Below are 21,408 nucleotides of genomic sequence, written 5' to 3' on the forward strand. Positions count from 1 at the left end.
TTTCTGGATTAATAGAAAATTATTTCAGGTTCTTTGATTGAGTTTCCAACTGGCGGCATACCTGCAGGTTCAGGGCAACGAATTCCTCCCAACTGTACAGGGAAGCATAGTGTTGCACATATTGCCGATCGACCCGACAAATGTCCGGGCGTTTATCATAGATGGTACACTGTCTACTGTCAGCACTGTAATGTCGACATATGCCATCACCTCGATCTAAGAACCGCGTTTCATCGGCCAAGTAAACATGCTGGCAGCATAGGCCACATTGAGTGCACGGGAATGTTGGGATTACTTGGTTAGTGAGGCTAGCCATTTTCGAGTGCTTTCAGTATTGCCCATTTCATAGGGCAGTTCGATGCCCCGTTTCGCGACTTCCTCTTTCAACAGCATGCCGCGCTGAATTTCATCGTTGCAGGCAGCCAATTCAAAAGAAAACCTCTCTAATTCATCTGCATCAAGGTTGAATTCAAGACGGCTCAATTCGATTAGATAACGATCTAGTTCCGCATTGATCGCTTGGAATTTCTTCACTGTATCGGCATGGGGCATGATGGATTCAACAAACGTCCATAGCTTTTGGGCCACACTGCTGTACAGCAGAAAATAATTCATCCCTAGCGTGACTATACCTGTTACCAGCGCGCCTAGGAAGGCAGCCAGCTCACTACCAAACGGAAAGCTGCACAAGGGTAGCATTTGTACATAAACTATCGATCCCACCACTGTGGACACTGCGACTGATAACACAGAAACTACGGCCTTGCAGAGATCAACAAAGGAAAGTTGATCTGGGTTGAAGATTATCAGCTTAATAGCCTTGACCAAATGTCCCCATATCTCCCGAATGATCTTGATACCCGCTTTCTGAGTGGTAGCAAAAATATTGAACAGCGTAGTGGTGGCACTGCCCAAAACCCCCGCAAAAGCTCCGTCCTTGAAGCTAATCAAGAAATCCTTAAAGCGAGCCTGAACTCGCCGCCATATACCTTGCAGTGTCTCTTTGACGCCTTCGATAAATTTTCCGAAATCAAAATTTTTTTTATTCTTTTCAAAGATCGCGGGGATCTGTTGACGCAGCTCAAACCAAACTTCGGCCAGCACCATACCAAGCATTTGCCGAGTACCCATCTTCAGTCCGGCTAAACTTGATGCTTTCGCTGTTTGTTTTAGGAATTTGCTGCTGGTGTAGTATTCAAAATTAATCTGCTGGTTATAGGGAGACCTGGCTGCCGCGTCTCTTTTTCGCATTTCATCTGGGTCAATGGACTCTAGCTGTTTGATAGTTTCATTATTCTTTCGGATTTTATCTTCCAGTTCACGAGCCTTTTGTTGCTGCTTGGGCGTATCGCGCTTCATACTGGTGAGAAGTTGTTGGTCTTTGGCCTGTGTTTCTTTACGCGCATTAAGAATGCCGGGCAGTTTGTTTAGATAATCGTCGATAGGTGTTGAGTTTTTAGATTTGTTGATGGTTGCATGAGTCGATTGTAGATTACTGCTTTGATTGGCCAATTCCACGCCATCCAGTTCAGCCAAAACTCGACCTGCGTCGCCATGGATTTCCTTGGCGCTGATCACGTGGTCGAGGTTGCGCTCATCATGTTTGCTCTCCATGGTACGGCCGCGATAGGAGTCGTGGAGTTTGCCTTGTCCTTGTAGTTTTTTGTCTTCCTTACCAGTATCTATATAATTTTTGTGCTCGTGATAAGCAGCTGCGACATCTTTGTCATAACCCTCTTGCTGCTCATAACGTTGCTTTTCCTGATCCGTGGACCAAACGCCTTTACGAACGTTGTGGACGGTATCAACATCGCCACCCTCTTTGTCTTTGAACAAAAGAAAATCCAATCCAAAACTGGTGGTAAGGCTGTTGACCACCGTTTTTTCAAGTTCTTCAGCCCAGGGGTATTTTATTGCTTCCGCTTGCATGAGGATATCCACAAAAAACGAGAGATTAAAAGGGGGGAATGAATCTCCCCCTTATGAAAATTAGGCGGTTTCAATTGCTTCAGCTTTAGATTCAGCCAAATTCAGGGCTTTATCTAATTCAGCAGCATTTAATATCATGGAGCCATCTGGATCCTTCTCCATTACGGGAATCCCTTCCTTGTCCTTCTTAATCTGATCATTGACCTTTTTGATTTTAAAGATAGGTGTCGTGATTACATTAACCAGAATAGATGCTAAGGCATAGCCATTTTCAATGACTCGAAAGATTGCATCATCGAACTTGGCCAATTCGGCATCCATGTCACCATTATGGCTCTTGACGTCTTGCAAGATGCCGTCGATCTCTTTAAGGCTCTTGAAGTATTGATTGAATTGGACATATATTGATGACAAGGTATGCTTGATTTTGCTTGCATACTCACCTGTTCTAATAAGCTGGTCGATGGCTCTTCCCAATTTCTCAACAGCCGCGTCTACTTCGCCATCTACCTTTCGTGCATTTCTGAGAGCCTCATCTCCATGGCTATTATAAGCCCATCCCGCAATCGCCAATACCGGTGCAGCCACCGCAGCACCTAGAATGGCCGTGCCACCAGCCATGCCCAAGCCTCCTGTGGCCAGTGAGCCACCGCCAATGGCCGCCAAGGTGGCGTTGGTAGCGGCTACGCCTGCGAGAGATGAAATAGCTGTGCCTGTGGAAGCAGCACCCAAGGCCATAACGCCGCCATAGACGGCAAACCCAGCGGCAGCACCTGTTACACCTGCCCCAGCTACGGTGCCAAGCACGCCGGTTGCCGTGTAGCTGTAGCTTTCGATTTTTTGCAGTTCGTGTTTTGGAACGTTGATCTCCAGCTTATTCTGGAGCCCTGTGTTTAATTGTTGGAGTAGCCTGTCAGCTACGATCTTGAACTCGCCAAGGTTTTTTCCAATGTCAAGCTCCTTTTCACCCAGTTTTTCAAGAGCAAGGGATGTGTCTTTCTCCTGATCGTCAAAAACGGTTTTCTTTTGGTCATAGCCATGTTGGGCACGCTTGATTATGTTGTCTGCTTCCGAGTGCTTTTGATACCCGTCATATCCTTTTATGGCTCCGTATGCGGCAGTTGCGAGGGACGCAGCGCCTAAAATTATTGGAAGTGGCATAGTTTATTCTCCATTTAGATGATGTTTTTACACATCGGTGAATTGAATGTATCATTAAGAATGATTTTCTCTGTGATCCTTTTCTACTTTTCAACTAATGGCAGTTTTTTTAGGCCGCAATTGCAATTCAATTCACATTTTGGGTCTTTTCCAGGTTAAATGTGTCCGATTTAAGCAATAGATATGCCATTGATGCAGGCTTTAGTTTGAGCGTTCTATCATTCGGGAGCGGTCCAAGGCCGGCTTGGAGGCCACGACAGCCCGAGGCAAAAAAGGCGGACGGCCGATCAAAAAGGACATTCAAGTGGCCAAGGCGATTTTGGCAGATCCGGTATCACCGTTGAGGAAGTGGCTGTGCGTTTGAAGGTGGCGCCGTCGACGCTGTACTTGCATTTGCTTGGGGGGATGTGTAGAGTTTAATTTTACAGCGGGGGCGCTGGGTTTGAATGTTAAACAAATTTAGCCTCCTGCGAACCATTGAAAAGCCTTAGCGTACTATTTCTTTCCGAATTCTGTGGTTACGCCTAATTGGTTTTTTCTGAAATACGTATCATAAGGGACGCTAACTCGCTATTCGTTCTACTGCGCCTTATACCTCAATCTCGCCAATGTATTTTTACAGTCTAGCCGGATAAGTACTCTAGAAGCGCTATCTACTGAAATCAAGGGTTCTGTGTTGATTCAGTTGTTGAAGAAGGAAGTGAGCAAGTATGGCAAATTTTTAATAAAATGAATCTCGTTTTCTAAAAGAAAACTAATAAAATCATATAAATACGCTTCCTTAAATACTGCATAGTCTTTTATATCGCTGACTTCCCACCAAACAGACCAAACCGAATGGTCTAGAAGTCCTGCTCAGAATCAAAAGACCTTGGTCTGCCAAGACGATCTGTTAATGGTGGAATATTACTGCGACCGAAGGTATGGCTGCCATCAGGCGTTAATATCCGAGCGTAATGATCAACTTTGACGAGATACTCCGCCGTTTGTTTTAAGTTCTCGATTTTTTCAAGATCACTGTAATGGATCATGCCGATACCACACTGGTTGTAATGGTTTTTATTTGCATTGCAGTTCCAATAGGTTCCTCGATTATTCGTAATTGCATTCACCCAATAATCACCAATCAACTTGGCTAACGTGACATCTTCTCTGACTTGGGATCCATCAAAGAAAAAAATCAAGTGATAGTGAAAGCCCTTGTCAGGACCGTATTCCAATTTCCAAATTTTGCCAACAACATGATTGAACAACTGGTTTTTCTTAGCGTTGTTTAAAAGACGCTCAAAATCGCACTTGGCTTCGCGGAATTTAATGGGGATATCTTCTTCGCAAGTGATGGCATTGCCTTGCTGATAACCTATATCTAGTCGGACAACTAGTAAGCGGGCATAACGTGCAATCAATGAATCAATGAGGCTTATCATCCCTTCTTGGTTTTTCTTCGATGTTCGTACAGCATTTCTGATTTTAGATTTAAATGCATCAGTGCTGACAGCTTGCCTGATTTGATTGACGTAAGTCTGAATACCTGTCATTAATTTCACCATGATTTCGTAATCAACACCTACCTGATATAGATCGTTACTTTTTCTCAGTGCATCAATCTGCTGTATGTTCTCCAAAAGATTACAATAAAGCGCCTGACGTATGAAAACATCTACGTAAGGATTAAGCTCATGGATAGGAAATTGCCCCTGCAATAGCCTAAAATGGCTTCTAAGAGTTTTAGTAATCGTATCTGCTAATCGACTCGGTATGATTTGCATAACGCCATTCCGTTGATCGACAACCGTATACAGCGGTTCATTTGGTTGATTGATGATACTGTGCATTAGTTGTTCAATTTCAGATAGTGTTGTAGATAATGAATCCATAATATATCCTCGATAGTTAAAAGAAGCTGTTATGAACTTGCACAAACAAATTATAAATTTAAATATAGGGGATTGCTTTAAACAATCCCCTATGAGATTAGATTTACTAATACTCACTGTACTAATAGTCGTTGTCAAAACCATTCAGACATGAGTGAATGATGGTTATTATATGATCTTAATGATATAGAGATCATAACTGAGATAACTTGAGTTGTAGGTGCTTAATTATATAAATTGAATTGTAACAACAGCATTCTTATGAATGCTTTAATGTTATTTATTGGAATCTATTATTGAATGGTATTGAATGCTAAAGCATGGTATTGAATGCATTTGTTAATATATTAATAACATAAAATCCCTAATCCATTTTAGATAAAAAATACCTGAAACTGTTGATGATAGACGAATGTTTTTCTCTAGGATTACAGAAAAGTCAAAATCTATTGTTTATACCTATTTAGTGCAAGCTCATACTATATGCGATTATTTTTTATTTAACTTAAATTAACTAGGATGTGTGGATTTAAGGCTACCAAACCACGAGCTTAAAATAGTTGAAGGTGAGTATTGATTGATGACGATTAACTCTATGTCAACCTATGGTTGACGTTAATGCCTATTCATTAGAGATCTTTAATGCTTATAAAATAAAACGCCTTATGACATCAAATAACCCTGCTAAAGTTGCTAAATTAGCAGATTTAGCAGGTGAATCTATATGGGTTCCATCAAAAGTTTCTGATTACGACTTTTGCTAAAAAATAATAGGTATTGAACTAGACATTGCTCTGTCTGCAGCGCTTCAGCTAATGTCGTTGGAAATACAAAAGATTTTTCGGGTTAAAGTCTCAAACTGTGTCTCAACTTGTGACACTTCCGGATTGTTCATTGAGGAGTTTCCGGATGAAATTAAGAATTTGTTCCCGTTGATGCTCATTAACCCCGACAACATTCAAATGAACTGTCCAGTAGTTTTCTGTCTGCTTTACTCGTCCAAGCTGGTTGCCATTTTCATTCAGAAGTACGTTTTCAGTGGCAGCTTGATTTATCCCATAGACTTCCTTGAGTTTCTTTTCAATAAATCGAGTTATTTGAGTTTGTTTAAGCTTCCCCCTTTTGAGTAATCTCCACGCAATTTCTAAAAATGAAAGTACTGAGTCTGAATTTTTATGTTGAACTAATATCTTTTTAATTTTATCTGCGGCAGAGCGGGATAGTAATTTTGGGTTAATATTCAGGTCGTTCAAAATGAAATCAGGTAGACTGTCGAAAGCCAAATATCGGTACATGTCGGTACGATTTAAACCAATCATAGCAGCGAGGTCTTTTTTGTTTGGGAAGTTATTCTCAATGCTTCGAATTGCTTTACCTATTTCATAATCACTTAAATCTTCTCGGGCTATATTTTCTGCTAAGGCCAAAATCGCATGACTTTGGTCGTCTACTGTCCTCACTATGGCTTCGATTTGTTTCTTATTCAGAATCAAATGAGCTCGCCACCGCCGTTCACCTGCAATGATTTGATAACGGTCTCCTGATTTTTTAACAATAATGGGATGAAGCAAGCCATTTTCCTGAATTGACTTTACGAGATTGTTCAATGATTCTTCAGGATAATGGGTGCGTGGTTGATCAGGATTCGGATCGATCAGATTCACATCAATCAGGCAATAGTGCCCCTTGAGGGCAATCTGAGATTCAAAATTGGAAAGGATTTCTTTAGCGTCTAGGTTTAGCATGTTTTGGAAAAGTAATGATTGGTGGTTATGTGTGACTTATTCCGCTAAGGTTGCCGGAATGAGCCGCTCAACTGCCGAGATTGACTAGGCAGCCACAGCTATTAAGCCGCTGACTCCGGAAAAGGCTAAACTGATGAGCCCCAGCGAAAAGCATGTATTTATTAACGCCGTTCTATAAAAAACGGCGTTTTACCTAGTTAAACTAGGTTTTTTGGCATTTTTGTAGGTGCAATGTTTTTTATCGGCGATTAGGATTTAATCGAACAGGGTTTTTAAAGTACCTGCCATTTCCGTCTTTAATAAGTACGTGGTGTTGCTCAAAATAATCAAGCGCCCGCTGAATGGCCTTTCTGGGCTCTTCAATATCCTTGAATGGCTTTACTTGTTGCAACCGTTTTTTAAGCTCTTGATCTGTGTATGAGGCGTTCTCTCCCTTGCCAACAAATACGTTAAATACAGCGGTCAGTTGCGCTACATCACTGATAAGACCTTTGCGTTCACAATAATTTCTTACGCCAAATATCAGTTCCTTAAAAATGTTTATTGCCATTACAACAAACTCATATGGTATGAATGGATCATCAAATGCATTTGCAGGCGGATTTTCTGCATTAAGTAGATACAAATTCGCTGCAATTCCCATGACTTGCATCTTCGTTTTGCCAACTACCCGTTGCAATATGGGATGGGATAGCTCACAGCCTGGACGCATCTTATATTCTAATTCTTGTTCAAAGTTTGCAATATGTCGCCAGCCGTCATTAGTGAATTTCAATGTAATTAGTGAATCATGATTTAATGCGTCATCGCCATTGATATATTTTTGAAAAAATGCACATTTTTTAGCGTACTTTCCAAGAATATGATCGCCATTTTCTTTTTCGGTAATTCTGTCACGGAAACCTATGTATGAAGGTTCACTAACCATAAGGAAACGTTCAGCTAAACCAGTATTAGTACTGGCAGATAATAGAGTTCGAATTCCACCCTCTTGGGCGAAGCTAGTGATAGCGCCACGAGTTTGACCACTATAGGATTTCCGACCAACACGATTAGTATTCACATACCCTCCTTCTCGCGAGTTAAGAAGCAAATCGTTATTATTGTGTTTTGATCCATGACGTAGCCCTAAAACTGAATTAAACAATCCATGTTCTGCTGAGGCAGCAAAGAAGAATCCATTCGTAGCAGTTAACATAGCGTCTAATGCTTCAGGTGTGGTATTAGTTATTGGCATCATGTATTGCAATCGATTAAGATTTTTATTGAGCTTCTTAATAAAATTCTTCGACCTTTCTATATTTTCCTTGTTGTCCGCTTTGTCTTTTTTAGCTGTACATCCCGCGAGAGATTCATTAAGTTTATCCAATATTCCTTCGTGTATTTCAATACACGATTTTATTTCAGAAATCTTCAGCTTAATCATATTTGACATCGGCTCAAGAAGCATTTCAAGGGCAGGCGATTTTCCAGCTCCAGAATTTTGTTCCAAAGCTACATATAATCCAACTGAAACGGTGCGTCCATCTGTATAAGAAACTTGGTAACGCTTACTCGTCATTCCACTCCATAGACCCAAAGTTAGAACAATAATTGTACCAATAGGGATGTCGGTTTTGTGGCTAATGTATACAGCCAATGATAAAATAAAGGAGTCTTTGTCGTGAATATGAGTTTCCAGGTTTAAATAATATTTTGGCGTTGAATTGTCCAACAAACAATCAATATCAATGGTTGGATTCGGATAACTGAAATAGCTTTGAATGGGAGGAAGAAGGGGAGAAGGAGTTTGGTTCGGCCATGTTTGGTATTGTTGATTTTGAATAAGTTGCTGCGGCGGCGTTTGTGATTGATGTATGTTAATTCGCGGATCAGATTCCCAATTAAGTGCATTTTTTGCACTTCCAGAGTGGTAGTAATGAACATAAAAGTCAAACGAACCTTCAAGTATAATACCTTTAGGAATTTCAATATCAATTAAACCATTTTGGCCGTTTAATTGCACATCAATTATGCCATAATTCGAACTGTAGTAACGAGAATATAGGATTCGATTTATGTAATTATATTTTACTGAATCGAGTTCTTCTATAAACCCCGCTTTTTTTATCAGAAGATGTAGATCATATATATCGTTAAAATTTTCAATCTTCTCACCGTAACTACGGTCTACTTGATTTTCGTACATGACTATTCCCCAAAAAATGATATTAAACCGATGTGTGACGAACCGAATGGTTTCTGCGAATATTTAATATTTATTGATTTATTTGGCTTGAACGATGAGGATTGCCCGTAAGTACTTGGCTTTGAAATTTGATTACTTTCGATTAATTGAGTCTTCATTTTTTTGACCTGTCAGTATTGTTAAATAACTGCTTCGAAATGGAAGCAACAATAAAATTACAAATTTGCACTGAAAGGCCAATGATCGGTTGCTTAATTGCAATCGTGTATTGACTTATTAGCTTTGATGTGGGTTAAGGAGTGATGGTTGCCGGAGAGTTGACATCAGCTATATTTTTGGCTCCCTAGGAATTGCCATGGTAGCTACTACATGTAGTAGTCTTATGCGGTTTATGTTTGCTACTGGTTGTGGGCAACCACGGGAAATCCGGAAGAGACATATTTTTCCTTCAAGCTAGAATGGGAATGACGCAAAGCTTCCAGACAATTGATCAGTTCGATCACAACGGTGGGTAAATTCTGGGTAAATCGGATATGCAAGGATGTGCACAAATAGACAAAGCAACGTGAAGGCTATTTGTTTTAATTCAATTAAATCAATAGTATATATATTGGTATAGCACTTTTAATGCGATGGTCGTGCGTTCGAATCGCACACGACCCACCATCTTAAATCTTTGATAGAAAAGGATTTTCACGGATAGAAAAGCCTTAGTAACTGTGTACTAAAACCATCGACTACAGTGATTTTATAGGTAGTCGTGTTTTTAACCTCAAACATGAGGAAACACAGATGCTAAATTTTCATATCATCAAAGTAAATCTCAAAAACGGCGAAACCCGTTACCGCACCATTCTTACCAAGTCAGGTAAGGGAATCAAAACAAAAACCTTTCGACGCAAACAAGATGCCCGTACTTGGGGTACTCGTGCCGTTATTGAATATCAAGAGTACGAAGCTAAGGGAATTCGCCCTTGTACTATTTCTTTTGATCGGCTTGCTGACGAATACATGGCTTGGTGGACTGGAAAAGACCACGACCGTGCTAGGTTGGTGAAATGGTGGACGGATCAATTCGGCAAAACGCTGTTGACTGAAATCACCCCCGACGAAATCCGCCTCAGGCTCAAGCCTAAACGCGCACAAGCCCCCGCTACCTACAATCGCTACCTTGCTGTTTTATCCTCAATTATGGATTTTGCCACTCGGCAACAAGAGGATGATTCGGTTTTAGAACAATATATCGATGAAAATCCATGCAAGAAAGTTCGTTCACAGACCGTAAACAATAAAGTCGTTCGCTATCTGTCAGACGAAGAGAAGCCTCGTTTGCTCAAAGCGGCTAAAGAGATTGGCGGCAAGTTTTATCTAAAAGTTCTAATGGCGCTTACGACGGGCATGCGTAAAGGTGAACTTGATCAATTGCGCTGGAATGACATTGACTTTGATAAAGGTTTGGCGATGTTATCCGATACCAAGAATGGAACACCACGGCATACACCGATTCCAGGCGTTATTATGGATGAACTCAAAAAGCATAGGAAAGTAGGTAACTGTTTATTATTCCCCTCAACTGTAGACCCTAATAAACCTTTTGATTATAAAAAGCAATGGGCCAATTGTCTGAAGACTGCCAATATCAAGGATTTCCGCTGGCACGATATGCGTCATGATACTGCTTCGACACTGGCCAGAGACGGTCGGACTTTAAAAGAAATTGCCGAAATTCTGGGCCATAAAAGCCTAGCCAGCACTGATCGCTATACCCACTTATCAACTGCACATAAATCCCAAGTTTTGAATGAGACGATGAGTAAATCGATTAGCTTATAATCTGTTTGACTGTGCGAACAGTGGAGTCATTATTCAATTGATCGACGATCTTAGTAATATTTTTCTTTTGATGGAACGTTTAGAGTGGCTAAAGAGTTTGATACAAGCTGGTTTGATTTAAGGAATTATGAACCATTTAAAACAATGTCTGTTGAGGCCTGGATATGGCAGCTTGAAGCAAGGGAGCATTACCACAAGGTTGTTGAGCATAAAAGAGGGATATCCCAAGATAAAGAAGATAGATTTTTATCTTCAATAGCGACAAAACTAAAGGCTGGGGTTATTCCAGACGATCCTAATTATTATTACAGGCACGAGGTAAAGGCAAGGGCAATATTAAATGACCCATTATCTACTGCTTCGGTCAATAATCTTAGCTCGTATGAAGTTTGGAGGATGGCAAATAATACTAGCATTAGCCATATATGGGATGCTTGCAAGCATGACGATGAATTTTCTTTGACAGAAAGTGAAGATAAAAATTTGTTTGACATGGCATTCAGACCACACGTTTTGAATGATAAGCAATACATTGATTATTGGAATGAGGCGCTTGTGACTATCAATTTAAACGCAACAGACGCACAGATCAAAAACGACTTTGATAAGTGGCTAACAAGTTTCCGAAAAAAAATTGGTAGTCAACACGAAAAAAAATTGCTTACTCAGGTCGATTTTGATTACTGGGTTAATTACGGCGTGATTCCGTACCTCGATTTGGTGCTTATCGCAAAAATTGAAGGAAAAAAAATAACGCAACATAAATTGGCAAGGTTAATTTTTCCTAATGAGTATGATGTGGATGTCGTTGAGAGAATACGCAAAGTAAGTAAGCCAACAGCAGAACTTTTAATTAAGAACAAAATATATGAGACGCTGATACTTCAGTTGGCTTATGAAAAAACGAACGGAATGAAAAACGCATAAAACCATTCCGGTATAAAAGCTTAGTCGAACTATACCGGCTTTAAAATCATGATATTACATCCCTCGTAAACACGGCATACACCCTTCAAAATAGCCTCACGATGTTTAACAACCCGTGAGGCTTTTTTATGACCGATACATCATCGCAAACAACCCTGGGCGACTTTTGCCCAAAAGACAGGTTTGCAACTCATCCCGACAATCCGTTGAAAGAATCTGAGTTCAACTGGTTGTTCAAAAACCGCGACGCCAATGGTTTCAAAGAGGCGTTCGTCAAAGTCAACGCCAGAAAGTTTCTGGTGCATATTCCAACGTTTACTTCCTGCTTAGCTAATCGGAGAGGCGCGTAAGTCTGGGGTTACCCGCGACCATGCGACTGGCTACCGATTCGGATAATCGGGCACAGATAGCCGGTATCGCATGGCAAATGCGGGACAAGCCTAGAAATTTCGCGGTTTCACGCGGAAAACTACAGTGATTTTATTGCTTATGCCTATTTTGCAGGCTCGAAATGGCAAAAAAAACTAAAGGGCCAAAAGTAAAGTACGACGCAAGGGGCGGCGTTATGGTCGTTTCGCGGGCCATGCTCGAATCTTGCGCTTATGAGTCGATGCCGCCTATTGCAAAGGTGCTGATGATCTTGCTACAGCTTCAATGGCGCAATGATAAGACGGTTGCTTATGGCGTTAGGGAAGCCGCTAATAAAATCGGCTGTAAGCCTGAAACAGCCGGCAAGGCATTTAAGGTCCTACAGGCGCGTGGTTTCATTGTTTGTGAAACGGAATCGCTGTTTAACAGTAAAACCGGTAGTAAAGCGCGTGAATGGCGTTTGACCTGGATGCCTTTCGAATATCGCGAACCCACCCACGATTGGGAAAAATGGCAACCGTGAAATTAAAGCAACCGTACCGAAAAGGGGTACAGAAATTTGTTTTGTATGCTCCCTTTCGGTACACAAATATTTTTTAATCTGGTTTGTGTACCGTTTCGGGGTACGCAAAAGGTAAAAATCAATGACTTGCAAAACCTTTGCATGCTCCTTTTCGGGACACACCTACTATAACCATAACTATATGGAAAAAGACGATCTACAGCAGCGTAAATGGATGAATGGATGGCATGCTGATTTAGCCAGGGTGAAAAGTAATGGCTAAACTCCAAAATCCCAATTTAGCAAAAATTCATCGAAATTATACGGTTGAAGAAGTCGCCGATTTGTTTTCTGTCCATAAAAATACCGTGCGCTTATGGATTAAAGACGGCTTGGCAACTAATGACAATAAAAGACCCTTGTTAATTTTGGGTTCGAATTTGCGTGAGTATCTTCAGGGAAAAAGAGCAAGCGCCAAGCGCAAATGCCTCCCATACGAGATTTATTGTCTTCGCTGTCGCACACCAAAACGGCCTGCTGAAAATATGGTTGATTTTGAAATCATCAATGGCAGGACTGGCCGCCTGATTGGTCTGTGTCCATGTTGCAACAACATCATCAATAAATACGTTGGAATCGATCAATTAGCGCATATTCAAAGCCAATTGGACATCGCGCTACCGAAAGCACTGAAACACATAAACGAGAGTAATAAACCCCTCGTAAACAGTGACTTTAAAAAGTGAGTTGAAATCATGACAAAACACAATCCCGATAATGAGCGGATCAAGCGTAAATACTTCATTTTTCTAAAGGAAGCCAAACGCCAAAATGAAAGCTCGGTTGATGCGGTAGCCAAGGCCATAAGCCGCTTCGAAGTCTATACAAAACACCGTGACTTCAAGGCTTTTCATTTTGAGCAAGCGGTTGGATTTAAAAATCATCTTGCCAAACAAATCAACCAGCGTACCGGCAAGCCATTAAGTAAAGCGACGATGAACTCAACCCTGGGTCAATTGAAAAGCTTTTTTCAATGGTTAGCCATGCAGCAGGGTTATAAATCGCGCATTAGCTACACCGACACCGAATATTTCAATCTATCTGAAAAAGAGGTGCGCATTGCAACGGCGAGGCGCAAGACAGCGGTACCCACGTTGGAGCAAATTAAACACGTCATTGACTCCATGCCTAGTAATACCGATATTGAATGGCGTAATCGCGCACTGATTGCTTTTACCTTATTAACTGGCGCAAGAGATAGCGCCATTGCCTCGATGAAGCTAAAGCACGTCGATGTGGTTGGAAACAGCGTCTTTCAGGATGCCAGGGAGGTGAATACGAAATTTAGCAAAACTTTTACGACTTACTTTTTTCCAGTCGGCGACGCGATACAGCAAATTGTCCATAACTGGGTTTCATATCTTAAAGAAGAATTGCTCTGGGGTAATGATGATCCTTTATTCCCCAAGACCAAAGTCATAGTCGGCGAAGACAGGATTTTTACAACGTCAGGACTCAAACAGGAGCATTGGAGCAACGCTTCACCGATACGAACAATCTTCCGTGAGGCTTTTGAATCGGCGGGGTTGCCTTATTTTAACCCGCATAGCTTTCGTAAAACCTTGGTGACACTGGGCCAACAGCTTTGCCAATCGCCCGAGGAGTTCAAAGCATGGAGCCAAAATTTAGGTCATGAAGACGTTTTGACGACTTTGTATAGCTATGGCGAGGTGCAACAACATCGGCAGGGTGAGATTATTCAGCAATTAAAATCCCCGCGTTCTCCTGTCAACCAAAATGCTGATGAAATTGCTAGAGCTGTTATTAAGGCAATGGCTGACCAAAGTTCACAAATTGGAGTTTAAGCCTGATTAATCCATGCTGTTTACGGCCATACCCGAAGCTCATTGCACCGGGATCGTGGATGGCCCTGTTGATGATGAGATGGTTCAGAACTTTAAAGTATTGTTCATGACCGCGGGTGATTCTTGATTTGATTATTGACGTCCTGTATTTTGCCGCTTACAGTTCATCGTTTAATTTGAGAATAGCTCACGATAAGAGATATGCATGGAACCTTTTGAAGATAAAGATGAGCGCTCATTGCTCACGCAACTGCTTGATGAGTCAAAGCTCTACAAAAAAGGGAAAAACTTTTTGGATCTACTCTATTTTGTCAATAAGCTACCTAACTTTGCACCCTTCAATGTCTTTTTACTGCACATTCAAAAGCCTGGATTGACATTTGCAGCCTCTGAACGAGATTGGAAGATCAGATTTAATCGATCAATAAAGGAAGGGGCTAGACCGCTTCTGATTTTATGGCCGTTTGCACCGGTCGCGTTGGTTTATGAGGTTGAAGATACTGAAGGTGACCCCTTACCAGATGATGTTGCGCAAGTATTTAGGGCGACAGGTGTAATGACGGAAGCCAAAATTGGGAATTTTATAATCAAGCTGGCAAAATTGGGCATAGATACCCAGTTGATTGAATATGGCGATGGTCATGCAGGCCATATCAAAAGGCCGGAACATGATTTTAAAATTAACCAGCAATCAATACAGGCAAAACAAAAGCCGGATTATTTGATTAGATTAAATAAGAAGCACGACCCAAATGTTCAGTTTGCCACACTTACTCATGAACTTGCCCATCTTTACCTTGGTCATTTAGGCCCGGACAAGTTTTTAAAAATAGCAGATAGAGCGAATAAATCATCTGAAACAAAAGAACTGGAAGCTGAGTCTGTTTGCTACATTGTTTGCCATCGAAATAATGTTTCGCCTAATTCAGAATCCTACTTAACGAATTATGTAGATGACAAGTTGCAAGTGGAGGATATGGACTTATACGCATTGTTAAAAGCGGCTGGCCAGATCGAAACCATTTTGGATTTAATCACACATACGAGCTTTAAAGTATAAACCGTCTGCGGTTTACTCCATTAGCACCAATAAGTAGGAAGATAGGCGGTAAAATCTTCGCCTATGGCACTGTTACCGACTCGCTTATAAAGCAATCAGCGGGAAATAAAGGATGATCGGGCAACTCGTAGAGCTGAAAAGATCAGGGCTAAACTTGATTGGGAACCCGGCATACTTAACCGTAACGGCTATAAACCCACAGGGATGCACTGAAAACCTATCATCGTCTGTCAGCAGAACATAATGATTATGCAAATCAGGCATTGCTAGGAATGCGTGCAAAAATGGAAATCATGAATAACAGACTGTTGACTTTGTGCGGTCGAAAGTGATTTGTACCCCCCTTCCGACACGCTAATTTTTCGTATTAAATACAGTGCTTCTTTAATAATTGAAAGCGGCTAATAGTGGTTAAGGAATGTAGAGTGCTGTATATTTGCACTACATTTTTACTGCGTAACTAATTTGAGGTGTTAGCACATGGCAGCCACAAAAACTATTACTTTAACGTTGCGTGTTGATCCTGTAATTAAGGAAGGTTTGCGTTTACTGGCTGAAAAAGAGCACCGTAGCCTTACCAATATGGTGGAAGTGATGATTCGCGAAAGCTGCAAGCAGCATAATGTCATTATTCCTGAGCAACAAACCCTTTTCGATAGCGAAAATCCACAGCGATAAATACCAAGGAATTAACCCTTAATGGATACTAAAGAAATCCTCGGTCGTATTTTTAAAGACCCGGCGACTCAATACGAACTCACTGAATTCGAAAATCTCGGCAAACCGATTCACGACATTCTCAACATTTATCCAAAAACAGCGGCTACCGGGCGCGAAGCGGGCAAAACCAAGTATTACTTGAAAAGTTTCATCCCATTTTCCACGGCCAACGAGGAAGTCCAGGTTTTTGTCGAAGACGGCAAAACCAGCCCGGAAGAAATCGTGCGTCAGCTTTGGGTATATAAGCTGATCAATCAATACGGTTATAAAGCCGATGAAATAGACCTGGAAAAAAGCGTGCAATTCGGCACTGAGATCGGCACCAAGGCGGCGGACATTATTGTTTACAGTGATTCCGGCAAGATCACTCCGAAAATCATCATCGAATGCAAAAAGCCCAAACGTAAAGACGGTATTGAGCAACTTAAAAGCTATATGAATGCTAAAGGCGCACCGGTTGCTGTGTGGTCCAACGGTAGTGACAGCATTATTCTTTACCGGCCTTATCCGGCGCAATTTGACGATACTTTGTTCGATATACCCAAACGCGGACAGGCACCGAAAGACGTACTGGAAGCCAAGAAAACTTTGTTGCAACTGAAAAAGGATTTTAACTTCAAAAAGATTGTACAAGCTTTGGAAGAGCTGGTACTTGCAGATATAGGCGGAGCAGATGAATTCAATGAAATTTTTAAGTTGATCTTCGCCAAAATCTGGGACGAAAAACAAGCGGAGGAAATACGTAAAGATAAAACCGTTGAATTTGGAAAGTCTACTAGCGATCCCAAAATTACTTATGACCGAATAAATAAATTATTTCACATGGCCTGTAATGAATGGCCTGGGGTATTCAAGCCAGACGAAAATATCGACTTGTTACCCGATCATCTTCATATTTGTGTTGGACCAATGGAGGGCGTTCGCTTATTAGGTTCGAATTTACGCATTATGGATGATGCTTTCGAATACCTGCTTCCCACCGAAGCCAAAAAGAAAAAAGGTCAGTTTTTTACGCCGCGTCATGTCGTGGAAATGTGTGTAAGAATGCTCAACCCCACCCGCACGGAATATGTCATGGACCCGTCCTGCGGTTCCGGCGGCTTTTTATTGCATGCAATGGATTGGTGCTACCCAGCTGATGATAATGATCTACGTTATCGTCGTAAGCATGATTATGCTGCAAAGTACTTGTGGGGAATTGACTTCGAAGCAAGAGCAGCTAAAACTTCGCGCGCCTTGATGCTTATAGCCGGAGACGGCCACACTAATATTTTTGGCCCTGATGTCAGTAGCCTGAACCCTGAAACATGGTTCAAAACAATATCGGGTAGGGAATTAATGCATGGGTTAAGGAAGGAAAACCTTACCGCTAAGCGCATACCCGATATTGATGCCTTTGGTGACGACGACAAAGCCTGGGAATATTTCGACGAACTCAAGTTCGACGTGATTCTCGCCAATCCACCCTTTGCCGGGGAAATGAAAGACCGCAAAATGCTGGCGCATTACGAATTGGCAGAACCGGCATTAAAACGGGCAGGAGACGATAAACAACCCAAGGAAGAACGCGATGTGTTGTTTATCGAACGCATCCTGAAGATGCTCAAGCCCGGTGGCCGTGCGGCGATAGTATTACCGCAGGGAAAATTCAACAATTCCTCGTTGGCGTTTATCCGCGTATGGATTTTGAAAAAAGCCCGTTTACTGGCTGTGGTAGGTTTACACCCCAACACTTTTAAACCCCATACCGGCACTAAAACCTCGGTGTTGTTTGTACAAAAATACACGTTGCAACAATTGACTGACATTGCCAAAGTCCATGATGAAATTGCTACCGCCTGCCCCGATTATGAGGCGGACATTTGGCAATTACTTAGCAACCATCCAGCCGAAATACCAGAAGAGGATATTCCCGAAGCGATAGCGGATTTATTGGCCGAAACCTTTGCTGAACCGGAAGCGGAAGACATTGCCGAAACTAACGAAAACGATGAAAGCGAAGACACAGCCGATAATCAACCCACGTTTAGCGATGAAGACCGTCTTGTGCAAGCAGAAGAAAAGCTGGAGGCATTGAAAGCTGAATTGATCCGTACCAAGCAAAAACTGTTCGATTTAGCCAGTGATACCGAAGCCTTGCTACAGCAACAACAAACTGAGCTCGCCGTGGCACAACAACAGCAACAAGAAGAGCTGGAAGCCATCCAATCCAAATGGACCGGCAAAGCGGCGGAATTGACGGCTTACAACAAACCGAAAAAAGCCGAGCATAAAAAAGCGATTCAAGACATCAAGGCGGAATATAGCGCCAAGCTTAAGATCAGCAAAGACCGGCAAAAAAAGGCGGAAAAAGCCCTTAAAGCCGAGCAGAAACGCCTGGAAAAATTGATTCCGCAAGCCGAGCGGGAGTTAAAGCTGTTGACCTTGCGCGGCAAACTGGAGCTGGTGTTAGCCGATGCCGATTTGATCGGCACCCTGAAAGAACGCTGGATAGCCGCCGAAGTCGCCAAGCGTTTGGATTACCCTATTTTTATGGCGGTCAGCGAACGCGGCGGCAAGAACAATTCCGGCGATTATGACTATGTGATCGACGATAACGGCAATCTGGTGGAAGATCACGATGGGCAACCGAAAATTAATCAGGATTTGGTTAATTACGATTTAACGGCTGACGATTTGGCCGATGCCGCTGGAATCTCCGATGAACAGCTTTGTATTGCCGAGGCGTTTGTCAGGTTTGCACAGGGGCATGAATTGGAATTTTGGAGTGCTGAGTAATGGCGGTTTGGAGTAAAACAACGACTTCTGAAATACTCGCTACTCGGCGAATTGATGCCGAATTTTCTGATCCCAAATATATTGAGGCGGAACGAAGAACTCGAAATTGCAAAACCGAAAATCTTGGAAGTTTGGGTATATTTGTACCGGGACCTTTTGGTTCAGCTTTCCGTGTGCGTAATTATGATTTTAAATCACCATTTCGTTACATTAGGGGACAGGACGTAAAACCATTTTTTATCTTAGAGGATGATAGTCGTTTTATTCCACAAGCTGATTTTATTCGGCTTCAACGTTATGCAGTCAAAAAAGACGATTTAATAATTTCGGTGGTTGGAACTCTTGGGAATGTTGCCGTGTGTACTGAGCGCGAAACTCCTGCCATGTTTAGCTGTAAAAGTACGATTTTTCGTACTAATAGAGTTGACCCTTACTATTTACTCGCTTATTTGAACTCGCATTACGGACAACTTTGTCTTCTTCGCAGGCAAAGGGGAGCAATTCAAACAGGGCTTAATATTGAAGATCTGCGGAGTATTCCTATTCCACGCATTGGCAATCTCATAGAGTTAGAAATAGCTGAAAAAATCCGTAAGGCTCATTATGAATTGATTTTATCGCGGGAATTATATCAATCTGCTCAACAACTTCTCGAAGCAGAGCTAGGGTTGGACAAGTTGAGTTTTCAAAGAACATTAGGTTATACAGCACAAGTTAGCGATGTTGTTTCCGAAAAGAGAATGAATGCGGAGTATTTTTCACCTCTTATAAAACAAATTCTTTCTAACAAAATATTTATAGATGCAAAGCCTCTAACTAACTATTTTTCAATTATTAGAGGTCAATCCACAAATAAATATTTAGATGAAGGTATTGCCGTTTTAAAGACAAAAAACATAAGAACCCCATCGATTGATTATGATCGTGTCAATGATTTTGCAGGGGCAACAGTTGGTCTAACAGCCGTCCAAGAAGGTGATCTTATTTTTGCATCAATGGGAGTTGGTTCCCTCGGTCGTATCAGTTTTACTCATAATCTGCCAAGAGAATGTGTTATAGATGGAACATTGCGATTGTTGAGGCGGAAATTTGATGCCCCAATTAATATTGAATTACCTTATTTATTGTTTTTGAGTACCAGAGCTGGCCAAGAGCTTATATACCGAGGGATTATCGGTTCGACTGGGATTATTTCTTTGCCTGATGAATATTTAGGACGAATTTTGCTTCCTAATATTCCTGATAATGTTTGTGAAAGATTAACAGAATTAGTCATCTCTTCAATGGATGCGGGAAATAAGTCAAAGGAGTTGCTAGAACAAGCCAAAAACCGCGTCGAACAACTGATCGAAGAAGCAGTTCAATCATGAGTGGAAAAAAATCAAACCCCGATCAAACGGCTTTGCCTTTCGTCGGCGATTTATTGCTTTATCAAACCGAAGACGGCCAAACCCGCATCGAGGTGCGTTTACAGGATGAATCGGTGTGGATGACGCAAGCGATGATGGCAGAGTTGTTCCAAACCACCACGCAAAATATCACGCTACACATTAAGGCAATTTATCGTGACGGTGAACTGCAAGTAGCGGCAACTTGTAAGGAATACTTACACGTTCAAACCGAAGGCAAGCGCAACATTTCCAGAGCGCGTAAGTTTTATAATCTGCCGGTTATTTTCGCCATTTCCGGCAAAACCGCCGCCGAATTGATTGCCGATCGTGCCGACGCCAGTCAGCCGAATATGGGCTTAACTGCCTGGAAAGGCGCAAAAGTCCGCAAAGGCGATGTTGCAAAATTATCTGGGGAAAAAACGATGAATTTAACGACGCAAGATCAATACGTGCTGATATTTCAAACTTTATGTCGTCAGTAATACTCGCCGATATTCGCGCTGCGGTCAATGCAGGCCGTGTCCTCTGGAAAAAACACGCATTGGAACGTATGCTGGAGCGAGGGATCGGTCGGAACCAGGTAAAAAATGCCATTTTGCAGGGCGTTATTATTGAAGATTACCCAGATGATCACCCCATCCCAAGTTTGTTGCTGGCATTGAATCAGCCGGAAGCATTGCATGTGGTTTTAGCTTATGACGCGGCAAGCGAACAGTGTCATATTATTACCGCTTATCGTCCCGATTTAACTCATTTTGAAGCTGATTTAATCACCCGGAGGCTATCATGAATACCCACAACGATCTTTGCCCGGTCTGCCACGGCGGATGTAAGCAAGCCGGTCGCACGACTTTTACTGTTGATCTTGGTTTTGGCGTGGTGGTTGTGCGCGATGTCCCCGCCCAAGTGTGCGATTTATGCGGCACTGATTGGCTGGAGGACAGTGTCGCCGAAAAACTGGAACAGATCGTTGAGCAGGCGCGTCTGAAGCACCCGGTGGTGGAAGTCGCTAACTGGCAACAGGAAATTCAATCCTTGCCATCCTGACACGAGGAAAAAACTA

Annotated in this window: 20 protein-coding genes; 14 read left to right on the forward strand and 6 right to left on the reverse strand. The window is 42.0% G+C overall.

Annotation, left to right across the window (positions count from 1 at the left end; genetic code table 11):
- Positions 1–19: 19 nt before the first annotated feature.
- The 4 genes from METBU_RS29290 to METBU_RS24915 form a co-directional block, all read right to left on the reverse strand.
- Complete coding sequence (locus tag METBU_RS29290) at positions 20–316, reverse strand: YkgJ family cysteine cluster protein (protein WP_083877809.1); 297 nt, start codon at positions 314–316, stop codon at positions 20–22.
- Positions 292–1,929: a hypothetical protein gene (locus METBU_RS0121295; RefSeq protein ID WP_017842541.1), complete on the reverse strand. Its 1,638-nt coding sequence runs from the start codon at positions 1,927–1,929 to the stop codon at positions 292–294. Before METBU_RS0121295 ends, METBU_RS29290 begins: the two co-directional genes overlap by 25 nt.
- 60 nt (positions 1,930–1,989) lie before the next feature.
- Positions 1,990–3,090: a hypothetical protein gene (locus METBU_RS0121300; RefSeq protein WP_017842542.1), complete on the reverse strand. Its 1,101-nt coding sequence runs from the start codon at positions 3,088–3,090 to the stop codon at positions 1,990–1,992.
- A gap of 842 nt (positions 3,091–3,932) precedes the next feature.
- The gene (locus tag METBU_RS24915) at positions 3,933–4,967 is read right to left on the reverse strand and encodes a YagK/YfjJ domain-containing protein (RefSeq protein ID WP_017842543.1); all 1,035 of its coding nucleotides are present in this window, start codon (positions 4,965–4,967) and stop codon (positions 3,933–3,935) included.
- Between the two features lie 605 nt (positions 4,968–5,572).
- On the opposite strand from METBU_RS24915, the gene METBU_RS28320 reads away from it, so the two are divergent.
- Positions 5,573–5,731, forward strand: coding sequence for a hypothetical protein (locus tag METBU_RS28320; protein WP_175421698.1), 159 nt, complete (start codon positions 5,573–5,575; stop codon positions 5,729–5,731).
- Positions 5,732–5,833: 102 nt separating this feature from the next.
- Here METBU_RS28320 and METBU_RS24920 read toward each other — a convergent pair whose 3' ends face one another.
- The gene (locus tag METBU_RS24920; RefSeq protein ID WP_017842544.1) at positions 5,834–6,712 is read right to left on the reverse strand and encodes a ParB/RepB/Spo0J family partition protein; all 879 of its coding nucleotides are present in this window, start codon (positions 6,710–6,712) and stop codon (positions 5,834–5,836) included.
- A gap of 238 nt (positions 6,713–6,950) precedes the next feature.
- Positions 6,951–8,900, reverse strand: coding sequence for a DUF3987 domain-containing protein (locus METBU_RS0121315; protein ID WP_017842545.1), 1,950 nt, complete (start codon positions 8,898–8,900; stop codon positions 6,951–6,953).
- Positions 8,901–9,692: 792 nt separating this feature from the next.
- Between METBU_RS0121315 and METBU_RS0121320 the strand changes: the two genes are divergently transcribed.
- The 13 genes from METBU_RS0121320 to METBU_RS0121390 all read left to right on the forward strand — a co-directional run bounded on the left by METBU_RS0121320 (position 9,693) and on the right by METBU_RS0121390 (position 21,392).
- Positions 9,693–10,733 (forward strand): tyrosine-type recombinase/integrase, encoded by a 1,041-nt coding sequence (locus tag METBU_RS0121320; RefSeq protein ID WP_017842546.1) that lies wholly within the window; start codon positions 9,693–9,695, stop codon positions 10,731–10,733.
- An 84-nt stretch (positions 10,734–10,817) separates the two neighbouring features.
- Positions 10,818–11,660 carry a DUF6387 family protein gene (locus METBU_RS0121325; RefSeq protein ID WP_040575375.1) on the forward strand — a complete coding sequence of 281 codons (843 nt, stop codon included), beginning with the start codon at positions 10,818–10,820 and terminating at the stop codon, positions 11,658–11,660.
- A gap of 128 nt (positions 11,661–11,788) precedes the next feature.
- On the forward strand, positions 11,789–12,010 hold the full coding sequence (locus METBU_RS0121330; protein WP_017842548.1) for a hypothetical protein: 222 nt from the start codon (positions 11,789–11,791) through the stop codon (positions 12,008–12,010).
- Between the two features lie 161 nt (positions 12,011–12,171).
- On the forward strand, positions 12,172–12,552 hold the full coding sequence (locus tag METBU_RS0121340) for a hypothetical protein (protein WP_138767202.1): 381 nt from the start codon (positions 12,172–12,174) through the stop codon (positions 12,550–12,552).
- A gap of 254 nt (positions 12,553–12,806) precedes the next feature.
- Complete coding sequence (locus METBU_RS0121345) at positions 12,807–13,277, forward strand: helix-turn-helix domain-containing protein (RefSeq protein WP_017842551.1); 471 nt, start codon at positions 12,807–12,809, stop codon at positions 13,275–13,277.
- 9 nt (positions 13,278–13,286) lie between these two features.
- Positions 13,287–14,396, forward strand: coding sequence for a tyrosine-type recombinase/integrase (locus METBU_RS0121350; protein WP_017842552.1), 1,110 nt, complete (start codon positions 13,287–13,289; stop codon positions 14,394–14,396).
- 205 nt (positions 14,397–14,601) lie between these two features.
- Positions 14,602–15,456 (forward strand): ImmA/IrrE family metallo-endopeptidase, encoded by an 855-nt coding sequence (locus METBU_RS0121360; protein WP_017842554.1) that lies wholly within the window; start codon positions 14,602–14,604, stop codon positions 15,454–15,456.
- A 480-nt stretch (positions 15,457–15,936) separates the two neighbouring features.
- Positions 15,937–16,134 carry a type II toxin-antitoxin system antitoxin gene (locus METBU_RS0121365; RefSeq protein ID WP_017842555.1) on the forward strand — a complete coding sequence of 66 codons (198 nt, stop codon included), beginning with the start codon at positions 15,937–15,939 and terminating at the stop codon, positions 16,132–16,134.
- A 21-nt stretch (positions 16,135–16,155) separates the two neighbouring features.
- Positions 16,156–18,954, forward strand: a complete 2,799-nt coding sequence (locus tag METBU_RS0121370) for an N-6 DNA methylase (protein WP_017842556.1) — start codon at positions 16,156–16,158, stop codon at positions 18,952–18,954.
- Positions 18,954–20,324: a restriction endonuclease subunit S domain-containing protein gene (locus tag METBU_RS0121375; RefSeq protein ID WP_017842557.1), complete on the forward strand. Its 1,371-nt coding sequence runs from the start codon at positions 18,954–18,956 to the stop codon at positions 20,322–20,324. The genes METBU_RS0121370 and METBU_RS0121375 overlap by 1 nt, the downstream gene beginning before the upstream one ends.
- Complete coding sequence (rhuM, locus tag METBU_RS0121380; protein WP_017842558.1) at positions 20,321–20,827, forward strand: RhuM family protein; 507 nt, start codon at positions 20,321–20,323, stop codon at positions 20,825–20,827. The genes METBU_RS0121375 and rhuM overlap by 4 nt, the downstream gene beginning before the upstream one ends.
- The gene (locus METBU_RS0121385) at positions 20,815–21,135 is read left to right on the forward strand and encodes a DUF4258 domain-containing protein (RefSeq protein ID WP_017842559.1); all 321 of its coding nucleotides are present in this window, start codon (positions 20,815–20,817) and stop codon (positions 21,133–21,135) included. Before rhuM ends, METBU_RS0121385 begins: the two co-directional genes overlap by 13 nt.
- On the forward strand, positions 21,132–21,392 hold the full coding sequence (locus METBU_RS0121390; RefSeq protein WP_017842560.1) for a type II toxin-antitoxin system MqsA family antitoxin: 261 nt from the start codon (positions 21,132–21,134) through the stop codon (positions 21,390–21,392). Before METBU_RS0121385 ends, METBU_RS0121390 begins: the two co-directional genes overlap by 4 nt.
- Positions 21,393–21,408: the final 16 nt, after the last annotated feature.

Source organism: Methylotuvimicrobium buryatense 5G (assembly GCF_000341735.1).
GTDB lineage: Bacteria > Pseudomonadota > Gammaproteobacteria > Methylococcales > Methylomonadaceae > Methylotuvimicrobium > Methylotuvimicrobium buryatense.